Annotated in this window: 22 protein-coding genes; 6 read left to right on the top strand and 16 right to left on the bottom strand. The window is 46.6% G+C overall.

Going from position 1 to position 26,006, the window contains the following annotated elements; translation table 11 throughout:
• Positions 1-61: 61 nt before the first annotated feature.
• Positions 62-1,243 (bottom strand): F420-0:Gamma-glutamyl ligase, encoded by a 1,182-nt coding sequence (locus QUA03_RS20390; protein WP_333214427.1) that lies wholly within the window; start codon positions 1,241-1,243, stop codon positions 62-64.
• Positions 1,244-1,964: 721 nt separating this feature from the next.
• Between QUA03_RS20390 and QUA03_RS20385 the strand changes: the two genes are divergently transcribed.
• On the top strand, positions 1,965-3,275 hold the full coding sequence (locus tag QUA03_RS20385) for a hypothetical protein (protein ID WP_333214412.1): 1,311 nt from the start codon (positions 1,965-1,967) through the stop codon (positions 3,273-3,275).
• 291 nt (positions 3,276-3,566) lie between these two features.
• Here QUA03_RS20385 and QUA03_RS20380 read toward each other — a convergent pair whose 3' ends face one another.
• On the bottom strand, positions 3,567-4,307 hold the full coding sequence (locus QUA03_RS20380) for an SIMPL domain-containing protein (protein WP_333214410.1): 741 nt from the start codon (positions 4,305-4,307) through the stop codon (positions 3,567-3,569).
• Positions 4,308-4,592: 285 nt separating this feature from the next.
• On the opposite strand from QUA03_RS20380, the gene QUA03_RS20375 reads away from it, so the two are divergent.
• Positions 4,593-4,976 (top strand): YkvA family protein, encoded by a 384-nt coding sequence (locus tag QUA03_RS20375; protein WP_333214408.1) that lies wholly within the window; start codon positions 4,593-4,595, stop codon positions 4,974-4,976.
• A 209-nt stretch (positions 4,977-5,185) separates the two neighbouring features.
• Positions 5,186-7,552 carry a DNA helicase PcrA gene (gene pcrA, locus QUA03_RS20370; protein WP_333214406.1) on the top strand — a complete coding sequence of 789 codons (2,367 nt, stop codon included), beginning with the start codon at positions 5,186-5,188 and terminating at the stop codon, positions 7,550-7,552.
• Positions 7,553-7,641: 89 nt separating this feature from the next.
• Here the strand turns inward: pcrA and QUA03_RS20365 are convergent, their stop codons facing one another.
• From QUA03_RS20365 to QUA03_RS20345, 5 genes are all read right to left on the bottom strand, one after another.
• Positions 7,642-8,916, bottom strand: coding sequence for an FGGY-family carbohydrate kinase (locus QUA03_RS20365; RefSeq protein ID WP_333214405.1), 1,275 nt, complete (start codon positions 8,914-8,916; stop codon positions 7,642-7,644).
• A gap of 204 nt (positions 8,917-9,120) precedes the next feature.
• Positions 9,121-9,330, bottom strand: coding sequence for a type II toxin-antitoxin system HicB family antitoxin (locus QUA03_RS20360; RefSeq protein WP_333214403.1), 210 nt, complete (start codon positions 9,328-9,330; stop codon positions 9,121-9,123).
• 280 nt (positions 9,331-9,610) lie between these two features.
• Positions 9,611-11,014 (bottom strand): serine/threonine-protein kinase, encoded by a 1,404-nt coding sequence (locus tag QUA03_RS20355; protein ID WP_333214401.1) that lies wholly within the window; start codon positions 11,012-11,014, stop codon positions 9,611-9,613.
• A 339-nt stretch (positions 11,015-11,353) separates the two neighbouring features.
• On the bottom strand, positions 11,354-13,189 hold the full coding sequence (ilvB, locus tag QUA03_RS20350; protein ID WP_333214399.1) for a biosynthetic-type acetolactate synthase large subunit: 1,836 nt from the start codon (positions 13,187-13,189) through the stop codon (positions 11,354-11,356).
• Between the two features lie 642 nt (positions 13,190-13,831).
• On the bottom strand, positions 13,832-15,130 hold the full coding sequence (locus QUA03_RS20345; protein ID WP_333214397.1) for an MFS transporter: 1,299 nt from the start codon (positions 15,128-15,130) through the stop codon (positions 13,832-13,834).
• Positions 15,131-15,484: 354 nt separating this feature from the next.
• Here QUA03_RS20345 and QUA03_RS20340 point away from each other — a divergent pair, with 354 nt between their 5' ends.
• Positions 15,485-15,823: a P-II family nitrogen regulator gene (locus QUA03_RS20340; protein ID WP_006633346.1), complete on the top strand. Its 339-nt coding sequence runs from the start codon at positions 15,485-15,487 to the stop codon at positions 15,821-15,823.
• A 158-nt stretch (positions 15,824-15,981) separates the two neighbouring features.
• On the opposite strand, the gene rdgB is transcribed toward QUA03_RS20340, so the two are convergent.
• The 9 genes from rdgB to QUA03_RS20295 all read right to left on the bottom strand — a co-directional run bounded on the left by rdgB (position 15,982) and on the right by QUA03_RS20295 (position 24,477).
• On the bottom strand, positions 15,982-16,569 hold the full coding sequence (gene rdgB / locus QUA03_RS20335) for an RdgB/HAM1 family non-canonical purine NTP pyrophosphatase (protein WP_333214395.1): 588 nt from the start codon (positions 16,567-16,569) through the stop codon (positions 15,982-15,984).
• Between the two features lie 28 nt (positions 16,570-16,597).
• Complete coding sequence (locus QUA03_RS20330; protein ID WP_333214393.1) at positions 16,598-16,990, bottom strand: hypothetical protein; 393 nt, start codon at positions 16,988-16,990, stop codon at positions 16,598-16,600.
• Between the two features lie 36 nt (positions 16,991-17,026).
• Entirely contained in the window at positions 17,027-17,206 is a 180-nt protein-coding gene (locus tag QUA03_RS20325) for a hypothetical protein (protein ID WP_333214391.1), read from the bottom strand.
• Positions 17,207-17,505: 299 nt separating this feature from the next.
• Positions 17,506-18,930 carry a phosphoglucomutase/phosphomannomutase family protein gene (locus tag QUA03_RS20320; RefSeq protein WP_333214389.1) on the bottom strand — a complete coding sequence of 475 codons (1,425 nt, stop codon included), beginning with the start codon at positions 18,928-18,930 and terminating at the stop codon, positions 17,506-17,508.
• Between the two features lie 205 nt (positions 18,931-19,135).
• Positions 19,136-19,870: a GTP cyclohydrolase I FolE gene (folE, locus tag QUA03_RS20315; RefSeq protein ID WP_333214387.1), complete on the bottom strand. Its 735-nt coding sequence runs from the start codon at positions 19,868-19,870 to the stop codon at positions 19,136-19,138.
• A gap of 218 nt (positions 19,871-20,088) precedes the next feature.
• On the bottom strand, positions 20,089-20,814 hold the full coding sequence (locus QUA03_RS20310) for an SDR family oxidoreductase (protein ID WP_333214385.1): 726 nt from the start codon (positions 20,812-20,814) through the stop codon (positions 20,089-20,091).
• 249 nt (positions 20,815-21,063) lie between these two features.
• On the bottom strand, positions 21,064-22,044 hold the full coding sequence (gene accA, locus QUA03_RS20305) for an acetyl-CoA carboxylase carboxyl transferase subunit alpha (protein ID WP_333080460.1): 981 nt from the start codon (positions 22,042-22,044) through the stop codon (positions 21,064-21,066).
• Positions 22,045-22,602: 558 nt separating this feature from the next.
• On the bottom strand, positions 22,603-23,628 hold the full coding sequence (locus QUA03_RS20300; protein WP_333080458.1) for a long-chain acyl-[acyl-carrier-protein] reductase: 1,026 nt from the start codon (positions 23,626-23,628) through the stop codon (positions 22,603-22,605).
• Positions 23,629-23,784: 156 nt separating this feature from the next.
• Positions 23,785-24,477, bottom strand: a complete 693-nt coding sequence (locus QUA03_RS20295; RefSeq protein WP_333073769.1) for an aldehyde oxygenase (deformylating) — start codon at positions 24,475-24,477, stop codon at positions 23,785-23,787.
• Positions 24,478-24,541: 64 nt separating this feature from the next.
• Here QUA03_RS20295 and QUA03_RS20290 point away from each other — a divergent pair, with 64 nt between their 5' ends.
• The gene (locus tag QUA03_RS20290; RefSeq protein WP_333214383.1) at positions 24,542-24,709 is read left to right on the top strand and encodes a hypothetical protein; all 168 of its coding nucleotides are present in this window, start codon (positions 24,542-24,544) and stop codon (positions 24,707-24,709) included.
• 263 nt (positions 24,710-24,972) lie between these two features.
• Positions 24,973-25,791 (top strand): carbohydrate ABC transporter permease, encoded by an 819-nt coding sequence (locus QUA03_RS20285; RefSeq protein ID WP_333204076.1) that lies wholly within the window; start codon positions 24,973-24,975, stop codon positions 25,789-25,791.
• The last annotated feature ends 215 nt before the right edge of the window (positions 25,792-26,006 follow it).

Below are 26,006 nucleotides of genomic sequence, written 5' to 3'. Positions count from 1 at the left end.
CTCGATCGAAAATTAAAAATTGCAAATCATCTTTTTGAATTTTTAATTTTCTGTTTTCAACTCAAGATTTTTGTGGCAGAGGTCGAATTACAACGACTGGTGTGCGCTCGTCAGCATTCCCGGCGGGGTTGCTTCGCAAGGCTTGCTCTAAGAATGTTACCGATAAATCGGAGGTCGCTGCTAATATCTTAACTGCTTTCAAGTCATTAGCGTCTACGATGGCTGCCGCAAGTCCGGTTTCTCGTTGAATTTCTTCTACAACTTGCTGGGGATTGTCCGGGCCGAGGACAATAAATTGGTCGAAGGGAGGCAAAGTCCCGGTAACGTCGTCGATCAGCCTGGCTTGTTCCCCTGCTAGTTGGTAAAAGACTCCCGGTTTGCCAAATATTTTAGCCACAGCGCCGATCGCAAATGCTGCTACTACGCGCCAAGGGCCTACTACATCAACCAACGTCTGCATCCCGCAAGCCGTGGCCAAACTCGACATGGGTAAGAAAAACAAACACACTCGCTTTGCCGCCCATCCGGGTTTGACTTCGCTGGGATGGCGATAGCGTCCCTGCATCAAAGCTAGGGGAGTTTCTGCCAGGGCGACTATATCGCCTTTCTGGGCGCGGGGCAGCACGTAACGCTTGACAATTTCGACGGGATTGTCCAATTCCGTCAGGATGTGGGTGCGAATCGGCAAAACTTCGGCAACTCCGACATTTCGGGCATTAGGTACTGTCTCCGAGTTGGGAAATTGCAGCGGGACTACTACGTTACGGACTTTCGGGATGCGGCCGCCTGGGCCGTAGGTGACGAAATGTATTTGCACCCAAGCCGACTGCAATTTGGTTAAATCTTGCCCTTGAATGTCTACAGAAACTTTAATTTTCGTGTTTTTTTGGGCTTTAACAATATAGCCGAACCAGTAATCGTCTGCTCTGGCTGCTGCGTCTTTGTGGCAAGGAATCACCTTTGTCTCGGAGGTAACGCCATCCAAACTTCCGTCTGACAGCAGTTTCACCTGTGCCCGCACTTCCGGCAACATAATCTCAAATCGCTGTGTCAGGTTGCGGAACTCCATTTCCCCGACTAAAAGATAGCGGTTGGGTTCGGAGATGGCTAAGTGCCATTCTCCGGCTGTTAGTTCTAGTTTATTTGCACTCCCAGTCCGGCGATAGTTCAACTCTAGGCCCAATCCGCCCAATGCTAGCAGCGAACCGGCTGCTGCGATTCCTGTTGCTAAAGTCTCAATCACTCTAATTACCGCCCATAATATTTTGTGTTTACTGTAGTCGATATCGGGTACTTTGAGCGCTGATCCGGTAGTAATTCGATTGTGCTGAGTTCGTTGGGGGCGATCGCACTTATGCCCAATTACACGTAAGTGCGATCGGGATTCTGTGGCTAAAGCGGTCAAGTTGCTGTTCAAAGAGCTCTCCTCGTGAGTTAGATCACTCCAAAATCTGGCATTACTTAATCAGGGTATGAAAAAAAATCAGTTGAAAATCCCGAATCTTTGTGGATACTGGTTTCTCTGACTTGCATATTTAGCCTTTCCGACCGTACATCTGCAACCTCTACAAAACAAATCACTTAATTCAATTATTTAATAGTTAATTTTTTAGAAAATATAAGACTTGGTTATTTAAAAACATTAAATTATAAGCTGGCACTCCACTTTTTTTAAGAATATTTATTAATCATTTAATCAGTAAATAATCCTGTATATATTAGTTTTTTTTGGCTGGCTAAGCTAAGACTGTGCGAGATATGCGATCCTCTTCGAGGGCTTCGCTAACGCGCGCCTCCAGCTTCTTCAATGTCGAATGAACAGCGAGTCGCTAGCGCCGTAGTGGCCAGTATTTTTAAGAATCTACTTCTTAAGTAACAGTCAGAATCTAGTTCTTAGGCAGTAGATTTTCGGAGAAGTATATAGTTAGCCTAGTAAATGTAGCACTAATAGCCAAGGATATCTTATGACTGATAATAAGCAGCCTTTTAACAAGCCGGAAGCCAATCCTGACTTCCAAGAAAAGAATGTTGACAATAGCGAAAACCAGCAGCTTCAGGCTCAGACTAACGAAAATGCAGAATCACAGGAAGATCAATCATCAGGCTCAGGCATTGGTGCGAGGATAGCTGGAGCAGCAGTTGGTGGTATACTCGGTGCTCGCTCTGGAGGAATTCTTGGTGCTGTAGCAGGCTCAGTTGCGGGCGCTATGATTGGTAAAGGTACTGCTGATACTGTTAACCGTGCTGTAGATAATTTAGGGGATGCAGCACACAGCGTAGCAGACGGTATTACACACACTGTAGAAGAGCTAGGGACAGTAGTAAAGGAAACTGCTGAGGAAGTTAGACCATCTATCAAAGCTACAGCAGAAGCAGTCAAGGAGACTGTTGAGGAAACTAAGCCTTCGATTAAAGGTATAGCCGAATCTGTCAATGAGACAGTTAGAGAAGCCAAGCCTTCTGTAGTAGATGCAGTCAAGAGTGCATCCGAGGAAGTCAAACCTACGATTAGAGAAGTAAAAGATTCAGTCAAGCAGACAGTCGAAGGTGTCAAGCCTTCTATACAAAGTGCAGCGGACTCTATTAAGAGTACGGCTGATGAAGTTAAGCCTTCTGCCAAAGCTGTAGCTCAAGAAATTGAAGGGGCAACTAAGGAGTTTAGATCGACTGTAAAAGATACAGCGAAAGCAGTTGAGCCATCTATAAAAAGTGCAGCCGAATCGCTTAAGTCATCTGGCAAGAGTGCTGCTGAATCAATGAAGTCATCTGCTCAAAGCGCCGCCGAATCTGCTAAAGGTGCAGCGCAGGATGTTAAGTCATCTGCCCAAAATGCAGCCGAATCTGCTAAAGACGCAGCGCAGGATGTTAAGCAGGATGTTAAGTCATCTGCCCACAATGCAGCCCAATCTCCTCAAGGTGTAGCGCATGATTTTAAATCATCTGCCCAAAATGCAGCCGAATTTGCTAAACCTCCAGTGCCTGATTTTAGGTCATCTGCCCAAAATGCAGCCGAATTTGCTAAACCTCCAGTGCCTGATTTTACGTCATCTGCCGAAAATGCAACCCCATCTCCTCAAGGTGCAGCGCAGGATTTAAAATCATCTGCCCAAAATGCAGCCCAATCTGCTAAACGTGCAGCGCAGGATGTTAAGTCATCTGCCCAATATCTAGCCGAATCCACCGAGGAAAATATGGATACGGATATTCACATCTCCGGCACTCCTAAACTCAAGGATCAAGTGGTCATTCATGACAAGAGAATCATTAAGGACTAGGTAAAGTAAGGACTTAAATCTAGCTTGTTCAAGTTAGCCCTAAGAGAGTTTAACAGAGAGTGGATCTTAGAAAAGAGCCCACTCTTTTCTGTTTAGGAGGAATGCGATCGCCTACGGTTTAACAGAGAGTCTATTTATTGAGGAACTCTCCCCCTGAAGAAGGAGAGATTCCGTTTCTAGACTACTGCCAGAAGTGGTTAAAACGGCTAAAGTTTTTTGTAGAAAAAGCTGCTTGATAAATCGAGAAATAGTTAGGGTCAAGCTGATGTAGCCAGTTCAACCCCTAACTATTTAATATCCAAATTGCAAAGTCACAGAAGCTTCTACCTGCTGTTCCCCTCCTACGACAGGCGTTGTAGCGTCAGCAGCAGCCATGCGAGCACCAGCCACTTGCCGATACATTGGAGGTGGCGCGATCGCACCGTTGACTTGAATGCCCAAAATCTCTCCCCGCTTCAAGTTGAGGGCGCTCAAGACTGCATCCGCTTGCGCTTGAGCATCTTGAGTTGCTTTGCGGAGTGCTTGTTTTCGAGCAGATTCGATCGCACTTTCGGTGGCGGCAAAACTCACGCCGTCGATGCGTGTGGCTCCGGCATTCACCGCATCGTCAAGCAAAGTGCCGGCAGATGCAGTATTAATCCGAAAACTGACGGTATTGGTCGCCGTATAGCCTGTCAAGCGCTGTTGGTTGTTGTCGAAGTTATAAATGGGATTGAGGGTGATGCCTGCAGTTTCGAGTTTTTCGACTTGGCGCGATCGCAGCAACTCTACCACAGCGGACGATCGCCTCGCCGCTTCCTGCTGCACCTCGGCCGCCGTTTTCCCCTGCACCTCAACCCCCAGCCGCACTTGCGTTTGAGTTGTTGGAATCGCTTCCACACCCCGGCCAGTGACAGTCAGCGTTCTGATCCGCTGTTCTTGAGCCACCGCCGGATCTAATCCCACAAAACTCACGAGAGTTAAGGTTAAACACAACGCTGTTACCAGACTGCGGAAGTTAATGCGATCGCGACGTTGCAAATTTGAATTCATAAACTTGATTCTCCTCACATACCACAGATGCTATACTTTACCTTCCCACTGAAATTGCTAAATATCCGGGTTGTTACATTTTTCGCAACTACAAAAATAGTCCGTACTTCTGAATAAATTATGAGTTATTATGATGTCCGCAGGACGCTCCACTAAAAAATTGGTGTTCTGGGTCAAATAAGACGTTTGGCAACGATAAATATAGAAACCCACCCAGTTTATGACACTCCGACGTAACTCTTATTTCATTTTAAATAAAATTTAAAAATGAAAAATTGTTAAAAGATGCAATCCTTAAAACAAGTTGCCCGCCGACTAAAAAAAGAGACTTACGCTGTTTATTTAGCCAGTACAGATCAGAGAGTACCTTGGTACGCCAGAATTTTAGCAGGGCTTACGGTTGCCTATGCTTTTAGCCCGATCGACTTAATTCCTGACTTCATACCGATTCTTGGCTACTTGGACGATTTGATAATTGTACCTGTGGGCATTTGGCTGGTACTGAAGATGATTCCGCCACAGGTTTTAGCCGAGTGTCGGGAAAAAGCCGCCGCAGAAATAGAGCGAGGAAAACCGATAAATCGGGCTGCCGCTGTTGTGATTATTGCCATTTGGATTGGCTTGGGAATATTAGCAGCAATTTGGCTGACACGGATATTTAAACGTTAAAAAAAATTATCTATCTATTTATAGTGTAGGGTGCGCGCCGAGCACCTTACCTTAAACAACTCGCGTGACCCAAAAATATTTAAAGTTAAAAAAATCACCTATCTAGTTATAATATAGGGTGCGCCTAGCGCACCTTACGTTAAAAAAACTCGCAGTATCGCATACCAAGTATTATTTACCGCTTAAAAAATTAAACTAACTTTCTAGCTATGACTCAAACCACTGATTTCCTCAGCCACCTCAACCCATCTCAGCGCCAAGCAGTCGCCCATTATAACGGGCCGCTGTTAGTAGTAGCGGGCGCTGGTTCCGGCAAAACCAGAGCTCTAACTTACCGAGTTGCTAACTTAGTTCGCACGCATCGAGTCGATCCTGAAAATATTCTCGCGGTGACATTTACAAATAAAGCCGCCAGGGAGATGAAAGAAAGAATTGAGAAATTGCTGGCAACTCAGCAAGCTGAAGCCGAATATGGCAAACCTTTGGTAGACTTAGCCCCGGATGTGCAGACGAAATTGCGATCGCAAATTTACCAAAGAATTACCAAACACATTTGGATGGGAACTTTTCACTCTTTGTGCGGCCGCATTCTCCGCTACGATATTGAAAAATACCAAGACGAAAAAGGCCGCCAGTGGAAGAAAAACTTTTCGATTTTTGACGAGTCAGATGCTCAAAGTCTCGTTAAACAAATCGTCACCAAAATCCTGAACCTCGACGACAAGAAATTTGACCCGCGAAAAGTCCGCTATATCATCAGCAACGCTAAAAATAAAGGGTTGTCGCCTCAAGAATACCACGCCGCAGAACCGGATTATCGAGGTCGCGTGATTGCCGATGTTTACAGTCGCTATCAAGACGCTTTAGCGGCCAACAATGCCCTAGATTTTGACGATTTAATCCTCGTTCCAGTTAAACTTTTGAGCCAAAACGAGCAAGTATTAAGTTACTGGCATAAAAAGTTTTGCCATATTTTAGTTGACGAATACCAAGATACCAACCGCACTCAATATGATTTGATTCGGATGTTGGTGACAAATAACGCCGACCCGAAAAGCTTCGATAAATGGCAAAACCGCTCGATTTTTGTCGTGGGCGATGTCGATCAATCAATTTACAGCTTTCGGATGGCAGATTATACCATCTTGCTGGAATTTCAAGAGGATTTCGGAGATGGTTTGTCCGACGAGAAGACTGGGACAATGGTAAAATTAGAGGAAAATTATCGATCGCGCGAAAACATCCTGCAAGTCGCGAACCACTTGATCGAACACAATACCGAACGGATAGAAAAAATTCTGCGCCCGACTCGCGAACCGGGAGCTCCGATTGTTGTCTGGCGCGCCGACAACGAATTAGATGAAGCGGAATTTGTAGCAGGTCAAATTCATTCCTTAAAGCGCCAAAACTCCGAATACGAAAACGGCAGTAACTTTGCCATTCTCTACCGCACGAACGCTCAATCTCGCTCCTTTGAAGAAGCGTTAATGCGTTTAGACCTTCCCTACAATATTGTCGGCGGTCTAAAGTTTTACGATCGCAAAGAAATCAAAGATATCCTAGCATACCTGCGGACGCTTGCCAATCCCGACGATAGCGTCAGCCTCAAACGTATCATCAATACTCCCCGCCGCGGGATTGGGGATACCACATTTTCCAAAGTCGAAGACGCTGCAACTCAATTGGGCATTCCGTTGTGGGAAATCCTCAGCGATGAATCTTCTGTCAATACTCTCGCAGGGCGATCGGCAAAAGCTATTATTAAGTTTGCCGAAATGATTGGTCGTTGGCAATCGCAAGTTGAAACCCTGCCCGCTTCGCAAATTGTCCAAGGAATTATCCAAGATTCAGGCTACATTGAAGATTTGAAAAATCAAGGAACCGAGGAAGCAGAAAATCGCATAGAAAACGTCAGAGAATTGTACAATGCTGTGCTGCAATTTGAAGAACAAAACGAAGAACCGACGCTGACATCATTTTTAGCAAAAGCATCTTTAGCATCCGATTTAGATGACTTGCAGGAAGAAGATTCCCGCGTGTCGCTGATGACGCTGCACTCCGCCAAAGGGTTAGAATTTCCCGTAGTATTTCTAGTCGGAATGGAACAGGGTTTATTTCCGAATTTCCGCAGCTTGGACGACCCCAAAGCGATCGAAGAAGAACGCCGTTTGTGCTACGTCGGCATCACTCGCGCCCAGGAATTGCTATTTCTCACCCACACTCGCGAACGTCGCCTCTGGGGAGGTTTCCGGGAACACTGCACCCCTTCGCTATTCTTAGGAGAATTGCCGCCGCATTTGCTGGCTGGAAGTGCGAAGAAAACTAAAGCCGGGAAAACGGCTGCATCTAAAGGAAAAACTAATAATTCAGCAGCAAATTCTGCGAGTTCTAAAGCGGGAAACAATGGACAATCGGTGGATTGGCAAACGGGCGATCGGGTTTTTCATCATGCTTTTGGAGTTGGAGAAATTACCCACGTTTTGGGAGAAGGCGATAAAACTAATCTGGCAATTAAGTTTTCAGGTTTGGGCAGAAAAATCATCGATCCGAGAACAGCTAAGTTGCAGCGAGTTTAAGTAAAAATATAGCTAAGCATCTGCGTTAATCTGCGTTAATCTGCACACATCTGCGGTTTCCCTATCCATCCAAGATTTATGCAATAACTCTAATCAGTTAAACTTCGCATTGCTAATAACGCCGCCCCATAAGCAGCCGCAGTATGAATCGGCGTTAATACAGACACTTTTAAATAACGCTTTCTAATCGCACTCCAAACCGCATTTTTAGCCCCGCCGCCAGCAGTATAAACTTTTGTCAAAGGAGTTGCACCCAATTCTTGCAATAATTGATATCCCCGCGCTTCAATCCGCGCTATGCTTTCTAGCAAACCGTGCAGAAATTCCACTGAATCAGTTGGACGCGGTTCGAGTCGGGGTGGCAAATTCGGGTCATTAATCGGAAAGCGATCGCCCTTTTTCAACAATGGGTAATAATCCAGCAAACTCTCTTGTGCTGGATCAATTTGTGTGCTATAGTTATCCAACTCAACATCAGTAAAAAAGTGTCGCAGCACCGCACCTCCGGTATTAGAAGCACCTCCAACTAACCACAAATCGCCTAATTTGTGACTGTAAATCCCGTATCTAGAATCATCTACGCGGGTATGACTTAACAGTTTGACTGCTAGTGTAGAACCGAGAGAAGTTACTGCTTCCCCTGGTAAATTGACACCGCTTGCTAAAAATGCTGCAATGCTATCGGTTGTGCCAGCACAAATTATACAATCGCGGGGAAAACCGAAGCGATCGCCCACTTGAGCTCTCACTTCCCCCACAGGCGTGCCCGGTGCGACAACTTGCGGCAATTCAGGAGTTGCAGCGCCCGCAATTCCCTCTATCAGCCAATTCGGATAGCACAAAGTAGCAACATCGAAACCGAGTTTCAAAGCATTGTGATAGTCGCTAATTCCAACTTTTCCGTGCAGCAGAAATCCCAGCCAGTCAGCTTGATGCAGGAAAACCGTAGGGGCGGTGCCCCCGTGCCCGCCCTCCTGCAACCACAGGAGTTTGGCCAGACTCGATGTAGCGCTCAATACTGTGTGGTTATCCGGCGCGATCGCCCGCAATCTCTCTGTCACCGCTGCACCGCGCGCATCATTGTATAAAATCGGCTCGCATACTGGTATACCGTCGGTATTGCACAGCATGACAGTGGAGGATGTACCGTCAATGGCGATCGCCCTTACCTGATTGCGGATTGCTGGGGGAATTTGCTCGATCGAATCCCACAGGGCATTTTGCCACACGGAGGGCAATTCAGGCTGTTGTTGCCCGTTGTTAGCAAAAGTATATTCTGTCTCAGAATGTATTGTACCTTGGGAGTCTATGACAGTCGATCGGGCGCCAGTCGTGCCGAAATCTATTCCCAAATAAAGATTCATTTGCCACTACCGCGAATTTTCCTATTTTCAGTAAACCACAAAGTTTATTTGATTTTCATACTTATTTCTGATATTATATCGGGTCAATTACCAGTAATAAAAAATGTTGGTAGTGGGCACTTTAGTCCTCGGATTTATTGCGCTGCTTGTTTTGCGCCTAAATCAGCTTCTATTTGTGCTTAATTTATGAAATATTTTGCCATACTACCGTGCTTCTACATAGTCACAGATCGTAGTTGGTTCGGGAATCGGTAAACCTTCTTCTCGCAATCCTTCTAAGTGAAATTCGATTGCTTCTTTAATTTGCTGCTGTACTTCCGCAAGGGTAGCGCCTGTGGCTGCACATCCGCGTAAATCTGGTGGATATGCTGAATAATTATTGGGTGTTTTTTCAATCACAATGGCATAACGCATTAGTTTATCTCGAATTTAGAGTAGATTAGGATTTACGCACTGACCAAAGAAACCGGGTTTTTACCGAATCTTCTGACTACAACCAAATATTTGGTAAAAAACCCGGTTTCTGAACCCTAAACAGTTTGTGTTAGCCAATTGCTATGACCCGAATTTCGCAAGTCTGTTGTTTGAAGAGTGATATCAAAGCGTCACAGGTAATGAAATGACCAAAAGCCGATAACTTCGTTGAAAAATATCCTTAAAAAAATGCTTAACAAAGGGCTGAAATCACTATAGATTACAGCTTACAGCTCTCGATGCGAGAGAAGAGAACCAAACCCCACCAGCCCACCAACCCAAACCCCACTTGCACGCAACAACGAACCCACGGTAGGTGGCCCTCTGGTGCTTGCAGATTAAAGGTTAAATCATTGTACTCCAACCAATCTTTCCTCCCCTTTCTCCTCTTTCGCCAACCGACGCGATCGCCTAGGTTCTTTTCAGTATCCCAATCAACTTTGCCGCCCACTTCCAACCAAATTTTTTTCTGGACGCTAAAACCAAAGCGACCCTGACTATATTTTACCCACAACTGGTCGATGGTGCGTAAATCATCGCAAGGAAAATTATCAATTGAGCCCGTATCAAAATAATCTTCCTTCTCCCGTCTAGCTACTTTCAGCATTACCTTTATTGTTTCCTGATCCGCCTCTTTCCACTTTCCTGCTGCTAATAAATCCCGCAGACGAGTATAGTCAACACCCTGCGCTGATTTAAGCGAGTCTGGTGGCGTTGCTGGTGGAGGTGTTTGAGCTGATAATTGAGGTGATTGACTACCAAGAGCCTGCAAAACTTCAGTAGCAGATTGATAACGTTTTTTAATAGCAGGTTGTATCATTTTATCTAAAACCTGACCCAGTTCCGAACTGACAGATGCTTTTAAGTGTTCTCGCCACACCCACTCAAACTCGCTATCATCGAATAAATCAATCGGCTCAATCTGAGTTAACAGACACAGACAAGTCACACCCAGACTATAAATATCACTAGCAGGAATCGGTTTACCGTTGGCTTGTTCTGGTGCCATATATCCCGCCGTCCCGATTCTCGTTCCCGTTAGCCCTAGAGCCGTTTGTGTCGCATATTTCGCGGCTCCAAAGTCAACTAAAACCATTTGCCCATCTTGTCTGAGAATAATATTTTCTGGTTTGATATCCCGGTGAATTACTTGGCGAGAGTGAATGAACTCGAAGGCAGGTAGTAAATTATTAAGCAAGTCGCGAATCTGCGTTTCGCTAAAATATCCCTTAGATTCTAGTGCTTCGGCTAAATTTTCACCGTCGATGAATTCTTGGACTAAATACTGCCGTCCATCTTGACTAAAATATGCTAATAAGTCGGGAATTTGAGAATGTTTACCCAACTGTTCTAGGCGTACTGCTTCAAGCTCAAATAACTCAGCAGCTTTCTGGATACTAGAAATGCCTTGAAATTGGGGGTAAAATTGTTTAATAACGCAGGGAGGTTTAGATGGTTTATACTCGTCAATAGCTAGAAAAGTGCGCCCAAATCCCCCTTGTCCAATAATTTTTTGGGCTCCGTAGCGATCGCCCAATAGCAGTTTATTCCCACATTTTTGACAAAATTTTGTATAGCCAGACGGGTTTTGGAATAGGCAATCAGGGTTTAGACACTGGCTCATAAAATATGCTTAGAGATTACACATTAAAGCTCTCGATGCGATGCCAGCGGACATGGTTTTAAATGTGAAAAAGCAGAGCCTGGTAAAGACATCGCATTGCCTTTCATCGTGTCAACTTAAGTCTGAAACCTTTGATATCTCTCGCTTTTATCCGAGGCCAGATCCCCCTAAATCCCCCTTAAGAAGGGGAGTAGGGGTTGACTTTGATCGGACTCTTGTCCCCCCCTTATTAAGGGGGGCTAGGGGGGATCTGGCCTCGACGATAAACAGCAGTCTATGACTACGTTTGACCTTAAGTTGAGACTAATAGGCACTGCCTAAGTCCCCACTCAAAACTCGTTAAACTTTTGTCCCGCACTCAGGACAAAAGTTATTCGTCGAAACATTCTTCGCGCCGCAACTGGGACAATAAACCAACTCCGCAGAGTGCAACTTGCTACGATCGGGCAAACCAACCATTTGAGCATTGCTCTTACCTGGAACTACCATCGGATAGCAGTTTTCGTCCCTCGTCACCTTCACGTTCATCAGCACTGGGCCGTCGTGAGCGAGCATTTGGGCGATCGCATCTTTGAGTTCCTCCGGTTGCGAAACCAGCATCCCTCTCACGCCGTAAGCTTCAGCCAGCATCACAAAATCCGGCATCCCCACAGTCATATTCGACGACGAATAACGCTCGCCGTAGAACGCCTGCTGCCACTGCCGCACCATGCCTTGCCAGCCGTTATTTACAATCACAATCTTGACATTAATGCCGTATTGTGCTAATGTTCCCAGCTCTTGAATATTCATTTGCACGCTAGCATCGCCAGCAATACAAATGACTTGCTCATCGGGTAGCGCCATTTTCGCGCCCATCGCCGCCGGCACCCCGAAACCCATCGTTCCCAAACCAGCGCTGGAAATCCAGCGGCGCGGCCCGTTGTTCAAGAATTGAGCCGACCACATTTGATGTTGACCGACATCTGTTGTGTAGTAAGCATCTGGCGCTTGAGTAGCCAATTCCGAAATCACCTCTTGCGGAGCCAAAATATCTGGGTAATGAGGCACAACTAACGGATAGTCCTGTTTCCAGTGATCGATCCTCTGCAGCCATTCCGCAGTCTGTCCGGTCTTCCCCGAAACTCCAGTTTCCCGACAGCGGCGCAGCAAATCGAGCAAAACTTGGCGGACATCTCCGACAATCGGCACGTCAGGGCCGCGATTTTTGCCTACTTCCGCCGGGTCGATATCGATGTGAATCACCTTAGCGCGCGCGGCAAACTCGTCTAATTTGCCCGTCACGCGATCGTCAAACCTCGCCCCTACAGCAATCAGCAAATCGCACTCGGTAACGGCAAAATTAGCGTAAGCAGTGCCGTGCATCCCTAGCATTTTCACCGACAAAGGATGGTTTTCATCAAAGGAACCTTTGCCCATCAGCGTTGTCGTCACCGGCAATTGGAAAAGTTCGGCGAGTTCCTTAATTTCCTCGTGGGCCCCCGCCGCGATCGCCCCGCCGCCCACATAAAGCAAAGGACGCTTTGCTTCCTTCAGCAAATGAATTGCTTGATTAATTTGCCGAGGATTTCCCTTCACCGTCGGCCGGTAGCCCGGAATTCTCACTGCTCCGGGTTCCACGGGCAGATAGTCAAATTCTTCCAAACCCACATCCTTGGGTACATCAACCAAAACAGGCCCCGGCCGCCCTGTACTCGCGATGTGGAAAGCTTCTGCCACAATTCGCGCCATATCTCTGGGGTCGCGCACTACATAGGAATGCTTGACAATTGGCAGGGTAATCCCGTAAATATCTGTTTCCTGAAACGCATCAGTGCCGATCGCCGCACGGGGCACCTGACCAGTAATAATTACCATCGGGATCGAATCCATGTGGGCTGTCGCAATCCCCGTCACTAAATTAGTTGCACCAGGGCCAGAAGTAGCAAAACAAACCCCAACTTTGCCAGTAGCGCGGGCGTATCCGTCAGCCGCGTGAGCAGCGCCTTGTTCGTGGCGCACCAGAATATGTTTGATAGCGCCAGTTTCTTCGGCGCGGTAGAGTTCGTCGTAAAGCGGCAGAATTGCACCGCCGGGATAACCAAAAATATGCTTGACGCCGTGGCGGATCAAGCTGTCAATCAGAGCAAATCCACCAGTTGCACGCTTGATGGTCACTTTAGTTTTTAGTTGCACAGTATTTCCTTCCTTAAACTAATTATGATTTTTAATGAAAGCTTTTATACTACTTTAATCTCAATTAATGAAACTAGGAAAATTTAAGTGGTGAGATTTTACAAAAGATTTCGTGATCGCAGAGGGTTCGCCCGATCGAGACATTGTGGAACACCAGAGGAAGAAAAGAAACAGAGGAAATCGCGGCTTCTATGCCGGTGTACCGCTATATGACGCTTGTATAGCATTCGTTCTGCGGCCTTCGACAAGAAAAACCATCGTTTCAGCAATTAAGAACGTCCTAATCATCAGGGCGGTTGCTATGTTATCGATCGATCGCGAAAAGAAAGCCATCTTCCCTCTTACCATAGGTGTCAACACTAGCCTAAAACCGTTGATAAATCTTGTTTAGACGCGAGTATCGCTCCCCCTCCCATTCCCGTTAGGAAGGGAAACTAAAGAGAATGCTCCGGTTCCCCCCAACTCTCAGGGGATCTGGACAATCATCGTCAAACAGTAGATCGGTACTACATTTGACGTTAAGTTGACACCCCTCCCCTCTTCTATCTTCCTTCTTCCTTCTTCCTTATTCTTTATTCCTTATTCCTGACATCCGTTACATCCGTTACACAATCCGTTGCCGAACTTCCTTCTTTGCAAAGTTTACAGAACATCCTGCAAGACTTTGCGAGTATGTTTCCAAGCTGCCATTCCCATCACCGAAACCAAAAAGCCCAAACTCAGCAACACGATCCGCAAGCCGACGTCATCCGAGCCGACTGCTTTGCTGACAGCATCCGTCAGAGGGCCAGTAATCGCTAAAGGCAGGCTCAGAGCAATATTAATCGCATTGTTCTCAAATCCAAAGACTTTGCCCCGCATAGATTCTGGAGTTTTTTCTTGAATCAGAGCTTGCATCGGGCCGTTAATTAAGGAAGCACCAAAACCGAACAAAGCGCTCAATCCGAATCCCACCCATAACTGTCGAGTAAAGGCAAACATTGCTAATACAAAACCCATCATCAAGAAACCGATTAAAGGCAGAGGTTTGTGGTGCATTCGATGACCCCAGTGTCCCAAAAAGGCGGCACCGAAGACCATTCCAATTCCCGCAGCAGCGAGCAAAAAGCCAAATTGAGTTTCTTTGAGACCTATTTTGCCTGAAAGTGCGATCGCCAGCACCTGAAGCGCTGCAAACACCGAATACAAAATCGTCAACTGCACCATCGCGTTGCTGACAAGGTGATTGTGTTTCAAATAGCGCAAACCTTCTTTGAGATCTTGCCAAGGATGGACGTTTTTGCCACTGCTGCCGGCATGACTTTCTTTGATCCGCATGGCATAGATCAAACCTGCCGATATCAGGTACAACCCGCCCAGCAAAAACTCTTGAGAAGCTGCCCCGAAGCTGTGTTTGACCCAACTAAACAGCGGTTCGCCGATCGTCATCCCGACAATAATCCCGCCCATTGTGGACGAGGCGAACAGCGCATTTGCTGACATCAGTCCCTCTCGCCCCACGGCCAGGGGGATTGCCGCCTGCTCTGCCGGAGCAAAAAATTGCGTTACGGTAGAGATCAAAAACGTCATCGTCAGCAAAACCACAAAAGCTTTGGGCAAAAACGGCAAAGCTATAATCAACCCGGCTCGAATCACGTTGCAGGCGATCAGCATTTGCTTTTTGGAAAAGCGGTCTACCACGATACCGGCTACGGAACCAAAGACGATCGCCGGCACGGTGTAGGCGATCATCACTGCTGACAGCATTGAATTTTCCGAATGTTGCCAAGAAACTGGCCAGGGTCGGTAGTCGCCGGTTTTCAGCAGAATAATCAGCAATACATAAAAAATTTTATCCGCCACTTGGGCTAATAACTGGCCCGTCCACAAGGCGAGGAAGGGGCGATTTCTCAGTAGGGCATCAAGCCCGCTGCGGTCAGGGGGAGGGCTGGCTGGGTGCATAGGAATAGTTTAACTGACCGCCTCTGGCAATTATAGTTTTCAGCAATATGTGCAAATCTGACATAGCAAAGCGGAAACTCGGAAAACTCCTGTCTCCTGCGTTCTTTTTCTGTTTTAGCAGATCGGCGGGGGACGCCTGCTGCTGTCTTTCTTAACTCTACCGCGATCGGCCGGAGCCGAGAGCCCGCGCCCCTGGAAAATTCGAGAATATTGTTAAAGGTTGGCGTGCATTTCATCGCGAGTACAAGATACGGTAATATACTTGACAAAATACTTGCTGCTGGCAGTGATATTAAAAGATGTCACGCCGATTAAGTAATATAACGAAGGTACTAACTGTTAGGAGTGAGAAACTTGAAAAAGGTTGAAGCTATTATTCGCCCCTTTAAACTAGACGAAGTGAAAATCGCACTCGTCAATGCTGGTATTGTGGGGATGACTGTTTCTGAAGTTAGAGGTTTTGGCCGTCAGAAGGGCATGACAGAACGCTATCGCGGTTCTGAGTACACCGTTGAGTTCTTGCAAAAGCTCAAGGTGGAGATTGTTGTGGAAAACGATCAGGTTGACATGGTGGTTGATAAAATTATCGCGGCTTCCCGCACGGGCGAGATTGGCGACGGCAAGATTTTCATCTCCCCTGTAGAACAAATTATTCGGATTCGGACTGGGGAAAAGAACTTGGAGGCAATCTAAGATACTGGGGCATTGGGCATTGGCCAAACAGGCGAAACAGGTAATGGGTCATCGGCAACTAATCATTGCCAACGAAAAACCTCTTTCCTGTTTAGTTGTGATACCTAAGTGTCAATATCCAATGCCACAGTTACCCCATATTTTGGCTTTTTTCTTCATTATGGGTTGACAATGTTGGCTACTTGTGGTATGAGAGCATGAAAGGCTCGACCGCGGTGAGAGTGCGATCGCTTGATATCGGGTGTCATTTCTGCAAAAGTCTGTTGCTGTGCGGGTACGTAGAAAATGGGGTCATATCCGAAACCTCCCGTACCGCGAGGAGTGTGGAGGATTTCGCCACGGCAAATTCCTTCTACTTGCAAGGCAATTGTACCGTCGGGACGGGCGATCGCGATCGCGCAAACAAATTGTGCTTCCCGGTTTTGTTCGTTTCCCAATTCTTTGAGAAGTCGAGATATCCTATCAGCATCGGTTTTCCCGTACCGTGCGGAGTAAATGCCCGGTTGACCGTCGAGTGCATCTACCATTAAACCAGAATCATCGGCGATCGACCATTTGCCCGTTGCTTTTGCCACTTCAGAGGCCTTCAAGCAAGCATTAGCAATAAAAGTTTCGCCTGTTTCCTCGATTTCCAACTCTTCCGGTTTGAGTTCCAATTCCCATCCCAAATCCTGAAGATAAACTTGCATTTCCTTGAGTTTACCCGGATTTCCAGTAGCTACAACTAGCAATTTGCGATCAGTCATTATTTCTCTTAAAACTTACGGCTTCATATTAACAAACATATTGGGAAAATGGTTGCAACAAAATTCCCAAAATCTTATCAACATCTTGAATATAGTATTCAATCGGATCGATATAAACAATAGTTTCCTCCAAAATTAAGAACTTCCAGTTAGTGCCAGTCGTCACTGAACCGTAAATGCGATCGACCTCAGTGTCTTGGTCTTGATTGAAACATTGTGCCGCTACCATTGCCGCTACGCATTGACCCAAACCCTCAATGATATCTTCCTTTTTTGCCTCAAAAATTGTTATAACCGGAGCACTGATGAACAATTGTTCTGAAGAACCGCTAATAATATAATCGCAAAATCCTTGCAAACCTTTTTCTGGATCGACAGTAAAATCCTTACCGGAAAAAAGAGAAACTCGTTTGTTTGACAATCGCCGAACTTCTGCTAATATCGGGGCAATTAAAAATCATGAGCGAGCTTTTCCTGTGGAAATAAAAGTGGCTAGCAGTACATAATAAATCAGGATTGTTGTTAAAATTTCTGAGGGTGAAACTGGTTTTGTCTCGGCAAACAAATTGCGACTTTCATCTAAAGTTAATCCAAAATCTTTTTTGACTCTCGCAAGGCTTAAATCGCTGTATGCCATTTGCTTTTATCCTAAAATTTATCTGATATAGCAATAGTGTTTCATTGGGGAGTAAGACTTTTTTTACGAACCGCGAAGGTGCGTTAGGCGAAGCCGCGCGTAAGCGCTAGGACGCGAAGTAAGAGAAGATAAGAGAAGAGAAAGAGTTCACAATTGATGGGAGGATTGCTACGGCAATACGATTTTATTTATGAAGAATATTTTTTTTACCGCAGAGGGCGCAGAGGACACAGAGAAATAGAGATTTGATATCAATTTATCCGCATTTGTCTGCGTTTATCTGCGGCTGAAAACTTCGATTAATTATGCGCCCAAGCTTTCGCCCAGTTTAAGTTTTGCATAACTTCTTTCAATGTCGCGGCTTCTGAATACAGCCGCAACACAGGTTCGGTTCCGCTAAAGCGAATTAACAGCCAACTTCCGTCGGCTAAACGGAATTTATATCCGTCAACTTTGTTGCAATCTACAACTGCTTTGCCGGCGATTTCTGTTAAGGGTTGATTTTGCAGCAGGGACAGCAAACGCGACCTTTCTTCCATGTTTGCTAAGTGCAAGTCGATTCTGTCATAAGCTGAAGTAAAGCTTGTTTCTTGTTGCAGTCGGCTGTAAATTTCGCTTAAGTCTTCCCCGGATTTGACAACTGCTTCTAATAAGTACAGCGCTGACAGTAAAGCATCTCGTTCGGGGATGTGTGTACCGTAGCCAATTCCTCCCGATTCTTCGCCGCCGACTAAGACTTGGGTGGTTAACATTCGATCGGCTATATACTTGTAACCGATCGGCGTTTCAAATAATGGCAAGTTGTACAGCTTGGCAATTTTGGGAATTATGTCTGAACCGCTGACTGTTTTGATGACTTCCCCGGTCAAGCCGCGCCGCTTTGCTAAATGTTCGATTAATATGGGAACTAGGATTTGTGAACTGAGAAAGTTGCCGCTAGAGTCAACGGCTGCAATTCGATCGCTATCTCCGTCAAATACAAATCCGATTGACAAACCAGAACTTTTTCGCTGGTGAGTACGCATCACCCGAAATAACTGCGACAGGTAGCGCGGCAAAGGTTCTGGTGCACCGCCGCCAAACAGCGGATCTCGATCGCTGTTGACTTCATGTACCGTTTCTTCTAAAATTTGAGCTAATCCTCCGGCGGCGGCACCGTGCATTACATCTACAAATACTGTAATTTTGCCGCTGGCGATCGCTTCTTTAATCGCATCAATATCTACCATTTCCCGCAAGGTTTTGCAGTAAGCGGGCCAAGGATTGAAATTCTCCAATTTGCCGGGAGTTGCTGAAAGTGCCGCCGGATTTTCGAGTTTGGCTTCTATCTGTTGAGTAACTTCGGGGGAAACTGAACCGCCAAATCCGCCCTTGACTTTTAACCCTAAATATGCGCCGGGATTGTGGCTGGCTGTCAGGACGATCGCACCCAAAGCATTTAATTGTTGGGCAGCTAAACTGAAAGCTGGAGTGGGGGCGTAGGATTCGCTAAGTAGCACGTCAAATCCTGCGTTTTGGATTGCAATAGCCGCTGTTTGGGCAAATTCTTCAGCCAGAAATCGGCGGTCGTAACCGACAATTACAGTACCGCTGCTGCCATCGCTACCACCAGTTTGTGCGAGAACTTGTGCCGCTAGGGGAGCGACTAACGCTACGCGATCGAATGTAAAATCGTCAGCAATGATACCGCGCCAGCCATCTGTACCGAATTTAATAGGATTCATTTAGTCACAAGTCATGAGTCACCCGTCTATTTTATGGGTTTATCAGTCGATCGTCATCTGATTTTAGATTTTAGATTTTAGATTGCGACTGCGGATGAATCTGGGGGCTAGTGACCAAATTGCTTAATTGCTAGCCACCACCCAAAAAGTGATTGACTAATGACTAATGACTAATGACTAATGACTAATGACTAATGACTAATGACTAAAAGAAAGCCGGTTGGTGGCGGATCAAATTCAGGAATTCTTCGCGAGTTTTCTGTTCTTCTTGAAACACGCCCAACATGGCACTCGTAACTGTCCAAGAACCGGGTTTTTGCACACCCCGCATCGTCATGCACATATGGCTGGCTTCCATTACTACAGCTACTCCCTGCGGTTCCAATATTGTCTCAACGGCTTCGGCAATTTGGCGCGTCAAACGTTCTTGCACCTGCAATCGGCGGCTGTACATCTCGGCAATTCGGGCTAATTTGCTCAGTCCCACTACTTTTTGGTTGGGAATGTAAGCGATGTGAACTCGGCCCATAAACGGCAGCATATGGTGTTCGCACATACTGAATACGCTGATGTCTCGCACCAGTACCATTTCGTTGTGACCTTCGTCAAAGATAGCGCCGTTAAGAAGTTCTTCGAGGGATTGACTGTAGCCGCTGGTGAGAAACCGCATTGCTTCTGCTACCCGCTTCGGGGTTTTGAGCAATCCTTCCCGTTCAGGATCTTCTCCTACTCCCAGCAGAATTGTCCGAACGGCGGCCATCATTTCTTCTTGGCCTACTTCTGAGGGTACGGGTATGTGGGATTCTTGACCGTGCGAGGAATTGCGATCGGGTCGAGTGGGGATGCGCGGGGAGTTGTTCTCTGCGGTTTGTAACAGTTTCATGCTGTCAGTCGAGAGTGAGTTCGAGCCATTGGAATCGGCGGAAGATGCAATTGTCATAACAAGTTGGTGTGAGGGTGAATCGATTTTCGATTTTCGATTTTAGATTTTCGATTGGGGGATATATAGCCTTTCTCAAAAATGTGAGGTACGAATTTTGACCTGGAAAGCTTGACATTACAGGGTTTCTGTATACCTCATTTATCGGAGAACCGCTATAGCTAGAGATTCAAAGATTGTTGAATTCGAGAAAAATCCAGCAGTCTAAAATCTCAAGTTCACAAAACTCCTGCGTTGGACATGAGGGTGATTTCTTCAATTACTGCACTTGCTGGCAACTGAACTGCGTGCAGAATTGATTGGGCGACGATTTCTGGGGTTAACATGGCGGTGCGATCGAAGTCGGCGTCCACGGTGTCTGTGTCCCACAGGGGAGTGTTGACAGAACCCGGACAGATTGCTGTTACGCGAATTCCGTGAGCTCGTTCTTCGGCTGCTAAGGTTTTAGACAAAGCCATGAGACCGAATTTGCTAACGCAGTAGGCTCCCCAGTTGGGGAAGGCTTGGGTGCCGGCGATCGAGGAAACGTTGATGATGATTCCTGATCGGCGATCGCGCATGGAGGGCAAAACTCCTAAAATGCACTGCCAAACGCTAGTTAGATTGAGGTCTAGAACGCTCTGCCACTCGGCTAGCGGCGTTTCCGTCAAAGAGCCGGTGTAGCCCATGCCAGCGCTGTTGACCAGGATATCTACGGAACCCAATTGAGCTGCGATCGCGCTGATGCTGCTTTGCACTTGCTCAATTTTTGCCAAGTCTAAGGGATAAGCTTCTGCTTTCACTCCGACTGCTCGGGCTGCTGCGGCAACTGCTTCTAAGTTTTCCGACTCTCGGCTAACTAAGGCCAGATTTATGCCCTCGGCGGCGAACGCTAGAGCCGTCGCTTTGCCAATACCGCTGCTGGCTCCGGTAATCAGAGCCTGCTTTGTTGTGGGATGGTTCATTCAGTGTCCTAATACTTTCGCTCGGCAAGTCCCTCAAGCGTTGCAGCCTTCTTCGCCAAATTAGAAAGCTGTCTGCTGCGGGTGATCACAGTTAATTATGAGATCAACATTAAGAACTGTTAAGCCGGTGTCACCTGAGAAATTATAACACTGCTGACTGATTCGCAGAATAGTGACTGGTGAGTTATCAGTTATGAGTTGGAAGTTAAGAGATTTTCACTCATAACCGATAACTCTGAATTGATCGGCTCAAGCCGCAATTTCAGTGAATACACCGATGTGGCGAAACTTTTGATACCGGAGGTCGCGTCGCTGCTGACCCGTAAGCTGGGTTAGTTCTGCTAAGTTTTCTAACAAAGCTTGTTTGAGTATGGACGCAGCTTTGAGGGGATTCGAGTGAGCGCCGCCGATCGGCTCTGGTACTATTTGATCGAGAACGCCGAGGTTTTTCAAATCCCAGGAAGTGATTTTCAGGGCTTCTGCGGCCAAGTTAGCTTTGCCAGAGTCTTTCCAGAGAATCGCCGCGCAAGCTTCGGGAGTGGCGACGGTGTAGACGGAATGTTCCAGCATCAACAGCCGCTCGCCGACACCGATACCCAATGCGCCGCCGGAACCGCCTTCGCCGATGACGGTGCAAATAATGGGAACGTCGAGGCGAAACATTTCTCGGAGGTTACAGGCGATCGCCTCTCCCTGTCCGAGCTGTTCTGCTTCTAAGCCCGCCCAAGCCCCCGGAGTGTCGATAAAGGTGAAAATTGGCATTCCGAAGCGATCGGCGTGTTCCATCAACCGCAGGGCTTTGCGATAGCCACCGGGAGCCGCCATGCCGAAGTTGCGGGCGATATTGTCCTTAGTGTCGCGCCCTTTTTGATGGCCGATGATGACTGTGGGACGCCCGTCTATGCGGGCAATTCCGCCGACGAGGGCCGGGTCGTCTCCGCCGCGCCGATCGCCGTGAAGCTCGATCCACTCGTCGCTAATTGCCTGAATGTAATCGAGGGTGCTGGGGCGGCGCGGGTGACGGGCGAGTTGCAGCCGCTGCATGGGGGACAAGCTGCTGAAAATTTCTTGTCGCAGTTGGGCTGAGCGAGCTTCGAGTTTGCGAATTTCGTCGGTGACATCGACGCTGTTTTCTGCGGCGAGTTCGCGAATCTGGTGAATTCGGGTTTCGAGTTCGGCCAGGGGCTTTTCAAAATCTAAGAGTAAGGGTTTACGGTCTGGGTTTGGCACGCTGATAATTTCTATAAGGTTTTGTCAGGTTTTGTCGATCGACTATTTCCAGATCCTACCCTGTCAGGGGATGCTGAAAAAGAGGGGAAATTTGGAAGTTTTAAATTTTGAATTATGCTTGGCTTACTAAGCTTGTTGAAAACCAGAGGCTGGAGCCTCGTTTTTTGCTACACTATTTTTGCTTGCTGCTGATTTTTACGCCCCTCTTTCCCCCCGGCCCTGGGTTCCCCACCGCCACAAAAGGCCTAACCCTGCTGAACTGTTCCCAGTCCAAAAAGCGACACCAGCGCGATCGAACTCACCCATTCGGAAGCTGTAACAGCCCTGTCTATATTACCTTTTGTCGCCAAAATTCAAAGATCAGAAGACTTGAAGACAAACTATTGCCACCAATCACATCGGCTGGTTCCGAACTGCCAACTACTTTTTTTTGGGTTGTGCGATCGGATCTAATGTTAATAGTTAACTGTTAAAAATTCACTATTAACTGTATAAAAAAAGTTACTGGTTATTATCAGAAAAACTTTCCTCAATAACCAATAACCACAACAAATCACATCAAACTGACATTAATAAAGGTCTGAAACCGTGCTTGACAGAAATATGACCGATTTGTTCCATCTTCTCCACTGTAATTTGATTCCGTCCCCAAGAAAAATTGGTATACATTTTTTCAAATTCCAGCAGCATTGATTCAGCAAAACAGGCAAACAACTGTCGGCCCGGTACATCCATATTGACAATCTTCATAATTTTCCACTCAATATCGAGGGAATGCTCCACAATGCCGCCATTGAGTACGTAAATTTCTGGATGCTGAACCTGAGTTGCCAGATTTTTCGGATAGCCACCGTCAATCAATAAACATGGTTGCTTCAATGTCTTAGGGTCAATTTCTACTCCCTTGGGCATACTGGCTACCCAGACTACAATATCCGCTTGGGGGAGGGCTTCTTCCAAGTCCATAATTTTGCCTCGCCCCAATTCCGATTGCAAATCTTGTAATCGTTCTTTGTCGCGGGCAATGAGCAACAATTCTGCTACATTTGTTTTAACATTCAGCCAGCGACACACAGCACTGCCAATATCGCCAGTAGCACCACAAACGGCTACCGTGGCTTTTGAAAGTTCAATCCCCAATTTAGGGGCTGCTTCTTCTACTTGGCGACAGAGGATGTAAGCTGTGTGAGTGTTACCGGTGGTGAAGCGTTCAAACTCCAACTTGAGATTGCGAATTTGCTTAATTTGCTGCAAGTTGAAAGTCTCAAAAATGATCGAAGAAAAGCCGCCCAAAGCAGTGATGTTAATCCCGTTTTTTTGAGCGTGTGCCATCGCATTAAGGATTTTGCGAGTGGCTGCTTTAATCCGGCGAGTGGCTAGCATTTCTGGCAGAAAACAGGACTCCACATAGCGGCCTTCTATTTTTTGTCCAGTGATGCTTGTTACCGTGATCTGATCAACTATTTGGGGCGGTGCGCTGCACCAAAAATCGAGACCTTGATCGGCATATTCTGGATAGCCCAGCTCGTTAGCTACTGATTGGGCGTGTTCTAAGCTGGTTAAGTGACCGATTAGACCAAACATTAAGTTGTCAAATGAAGGAAGATTGAAAATGGAGGATAGAAGATGGAAGATGGAAGATGGAAGATGGGAAGATTAAAAATTTATATTTTAAAATGAGGTATCCCAATTTTAATTTTTAATTTTTAATTTTTTTCCCATTCCTTATTTCCAAATTAACTAGGCTGCGAGGCCTTGTGCTGACATCCGCATGATATCACGGTTGTTAAAGCCTATGTTACCTAGGGCTTCCCCGTAGGCAATCATAAAGTCTTCAATTAAAGCGTCTTTTTCCATTCCCAAAACGCGGGCATCGTCTGCAACAGAGTTTAGCAGTCTCCAGATGATGGGCAGGTTTTGGCGGTTGGCAGCTTCGAGTTCGGCTTTTGATTCCTCAAAGTGAGCCTGCAGCCAGACTTCCCCAAAGTTGAGGTGGCTGTATTCTTCTTTGACGACGCCTTCGGTGATTTTGCGAGCAAAGTCATCGGCGACGGGGATGTAGATGTTGTAAGCTGCGATCGCAAAACACTCGATAATTAGCGATTGAATCAACAAGCAAGTTACAATCTGACCTTGGGCCGCGGCCGTCTGGAAGTTTTTGTGCAATTCCGAAAAGAACTGCTTGGCAAATGCCATGTCCGGCGTGACTTTAAGATTCCGGCCACAAGCTTGGAAGCCTTTCATGTGGCGGTTCTCCATCTTGGACAAGCCAACTAACTCTGCTTTTTTGTCAGCCAACAGTTCGGCCAGTGTCAGGTAATTGTCGTGAGCTTCTTGTTCGCCTTCAATCACAATGGCGTTGATGCGGCTGTAAGCATCTTTGTAAGTTTCGGTTTGAAAGTCAATTGTTGGGCTGGCCTCAAGCTGGGGCATAGATATGTAGTCTCCTTATATAAGCTTCCGGGATGTTTGGAAACCCCTTTAAAATGGGGGGTCAGTGACAGTACACTTTACCTATTTTGAACGCACCCCATCTAAATCACAGATTATAGCTGAGGATGCTTTCGACAAAGAACTTTTCTTTGACGTTCCGGGAAAAACTGGCGTCAAGCGTGCGTGTTTGGCGGACTTTTGCCGTCGAACACTCCAGAAAGACTATCGCTAGAATGCTATCTATTTACTAATTACTTGAATTAGTCGTTAGTCGATCTTTTGCCCGGAAATAGATGATAGAAATACGGTCTATGTCTCCACCTTTCAGGGTTTTACAGTACCAACTCTATCTATAACATTATATCCTAATCACAACTTCCTCCCTAGGTACTCCTTCTTTCCTTCTACGACTATTATGTTGTTGTATGGGAATCGGGGATGCGATCGGGTTGGAGAACCTCACAGGCTTATTATTTTAGGTTAATTCACAAATTTATGGGTAAATCCTTTGACAGGTCTCAAGCGCTGGAACTGCTGAGTTTTATTTTGTTGCTGGCGGGTGCTGCGCTGGTGCTGCTGCCACTGGCTGCTGTATTCTTGGTTTCAATATCACCATCGGGTGTCGGTGTCAAGGCCACCGGCCTGACTTTTGCGAACTATCAGGAGGCTTGGCGACGGGGCAATTTTTTGTTGGCATTCCTTAATTCTACTCTAGTGGCGATCGCAGTGACGGGTTTTCAGGTGGTGACTTCTGCTTTGGCCGGTTATGCTTTGGCCAGGCTGAAGTTTCGGGGGCGACAGGCCCTAGTTTTGGGGGTTTTGGCAACGCTGGTAATTCCGTTTCAGCTTTTGGTGATTCCCATTTTCTTGGTTTTGAAGTGGGGTCATCTGCTGAATACTTACGGGGCGCTGATTTTGCCGACGGCTGCTAATGGTTTTGGGATTTTTCTGCTGCGCCAGTATTTTATGACGGTTCCCGTGGAGTTGGAGGAGGCGGCAATGCTGGATGGGGCTAACCGCTGGCAGGTTTTATGGCAGGTGATGTTACCTTTGGCCCGCCCTGCTTTGGTGACGCTGTTTTTGTTTACGTTTATCGGGGAGTGGAACGATTTGTTTAAGCCGCTGGTGTTTACGACGCGGCCGGAGTTGCGGACTGTGCAGTTGGTTCTGGCTGAGTTTCAGGAACAGTTTACTAGCAGTTGGCAGTTGTTGATGGCGGCGGTGGTAATTGGCACAGTGCCGGTGGTGTTGCTATTTTTGGCCGGTCAACGGCAGTTTATTCGGGGGATTGCGGCGACGGGGATTAAGAATTGAGTTAGAAATGCTTGGCAATTAAGTTTGTATTCATTTTTTGAACCCTTCTTTAGAACAGGCAAGATGCCTGTTCCACAAGAACATTTAGTATTTGTGGAACAGGCATCTTGCCTGTTGCTGACATTGGTGCAAGATTGGACTGAAGTTCCCCCATTGACAAAAGGCGTCGGAGTATGTAGGGTAAACCTTTGGAGGATTTTGACTCCGGTTTTACT

The sequence above is a fragment of the Microcoleus sp. S36b_A4 genome (assembly GCF_036700645.1).
Taxonomy (GTDB): Bacteria; Cyanobacteriota; Cyanobacteriia; order Cyanobacteriales; family Microcoleaceae; genus Microcoleus.
This window is presented reverse-complemented; position numbering and strand designations above follow the sequence as displayed.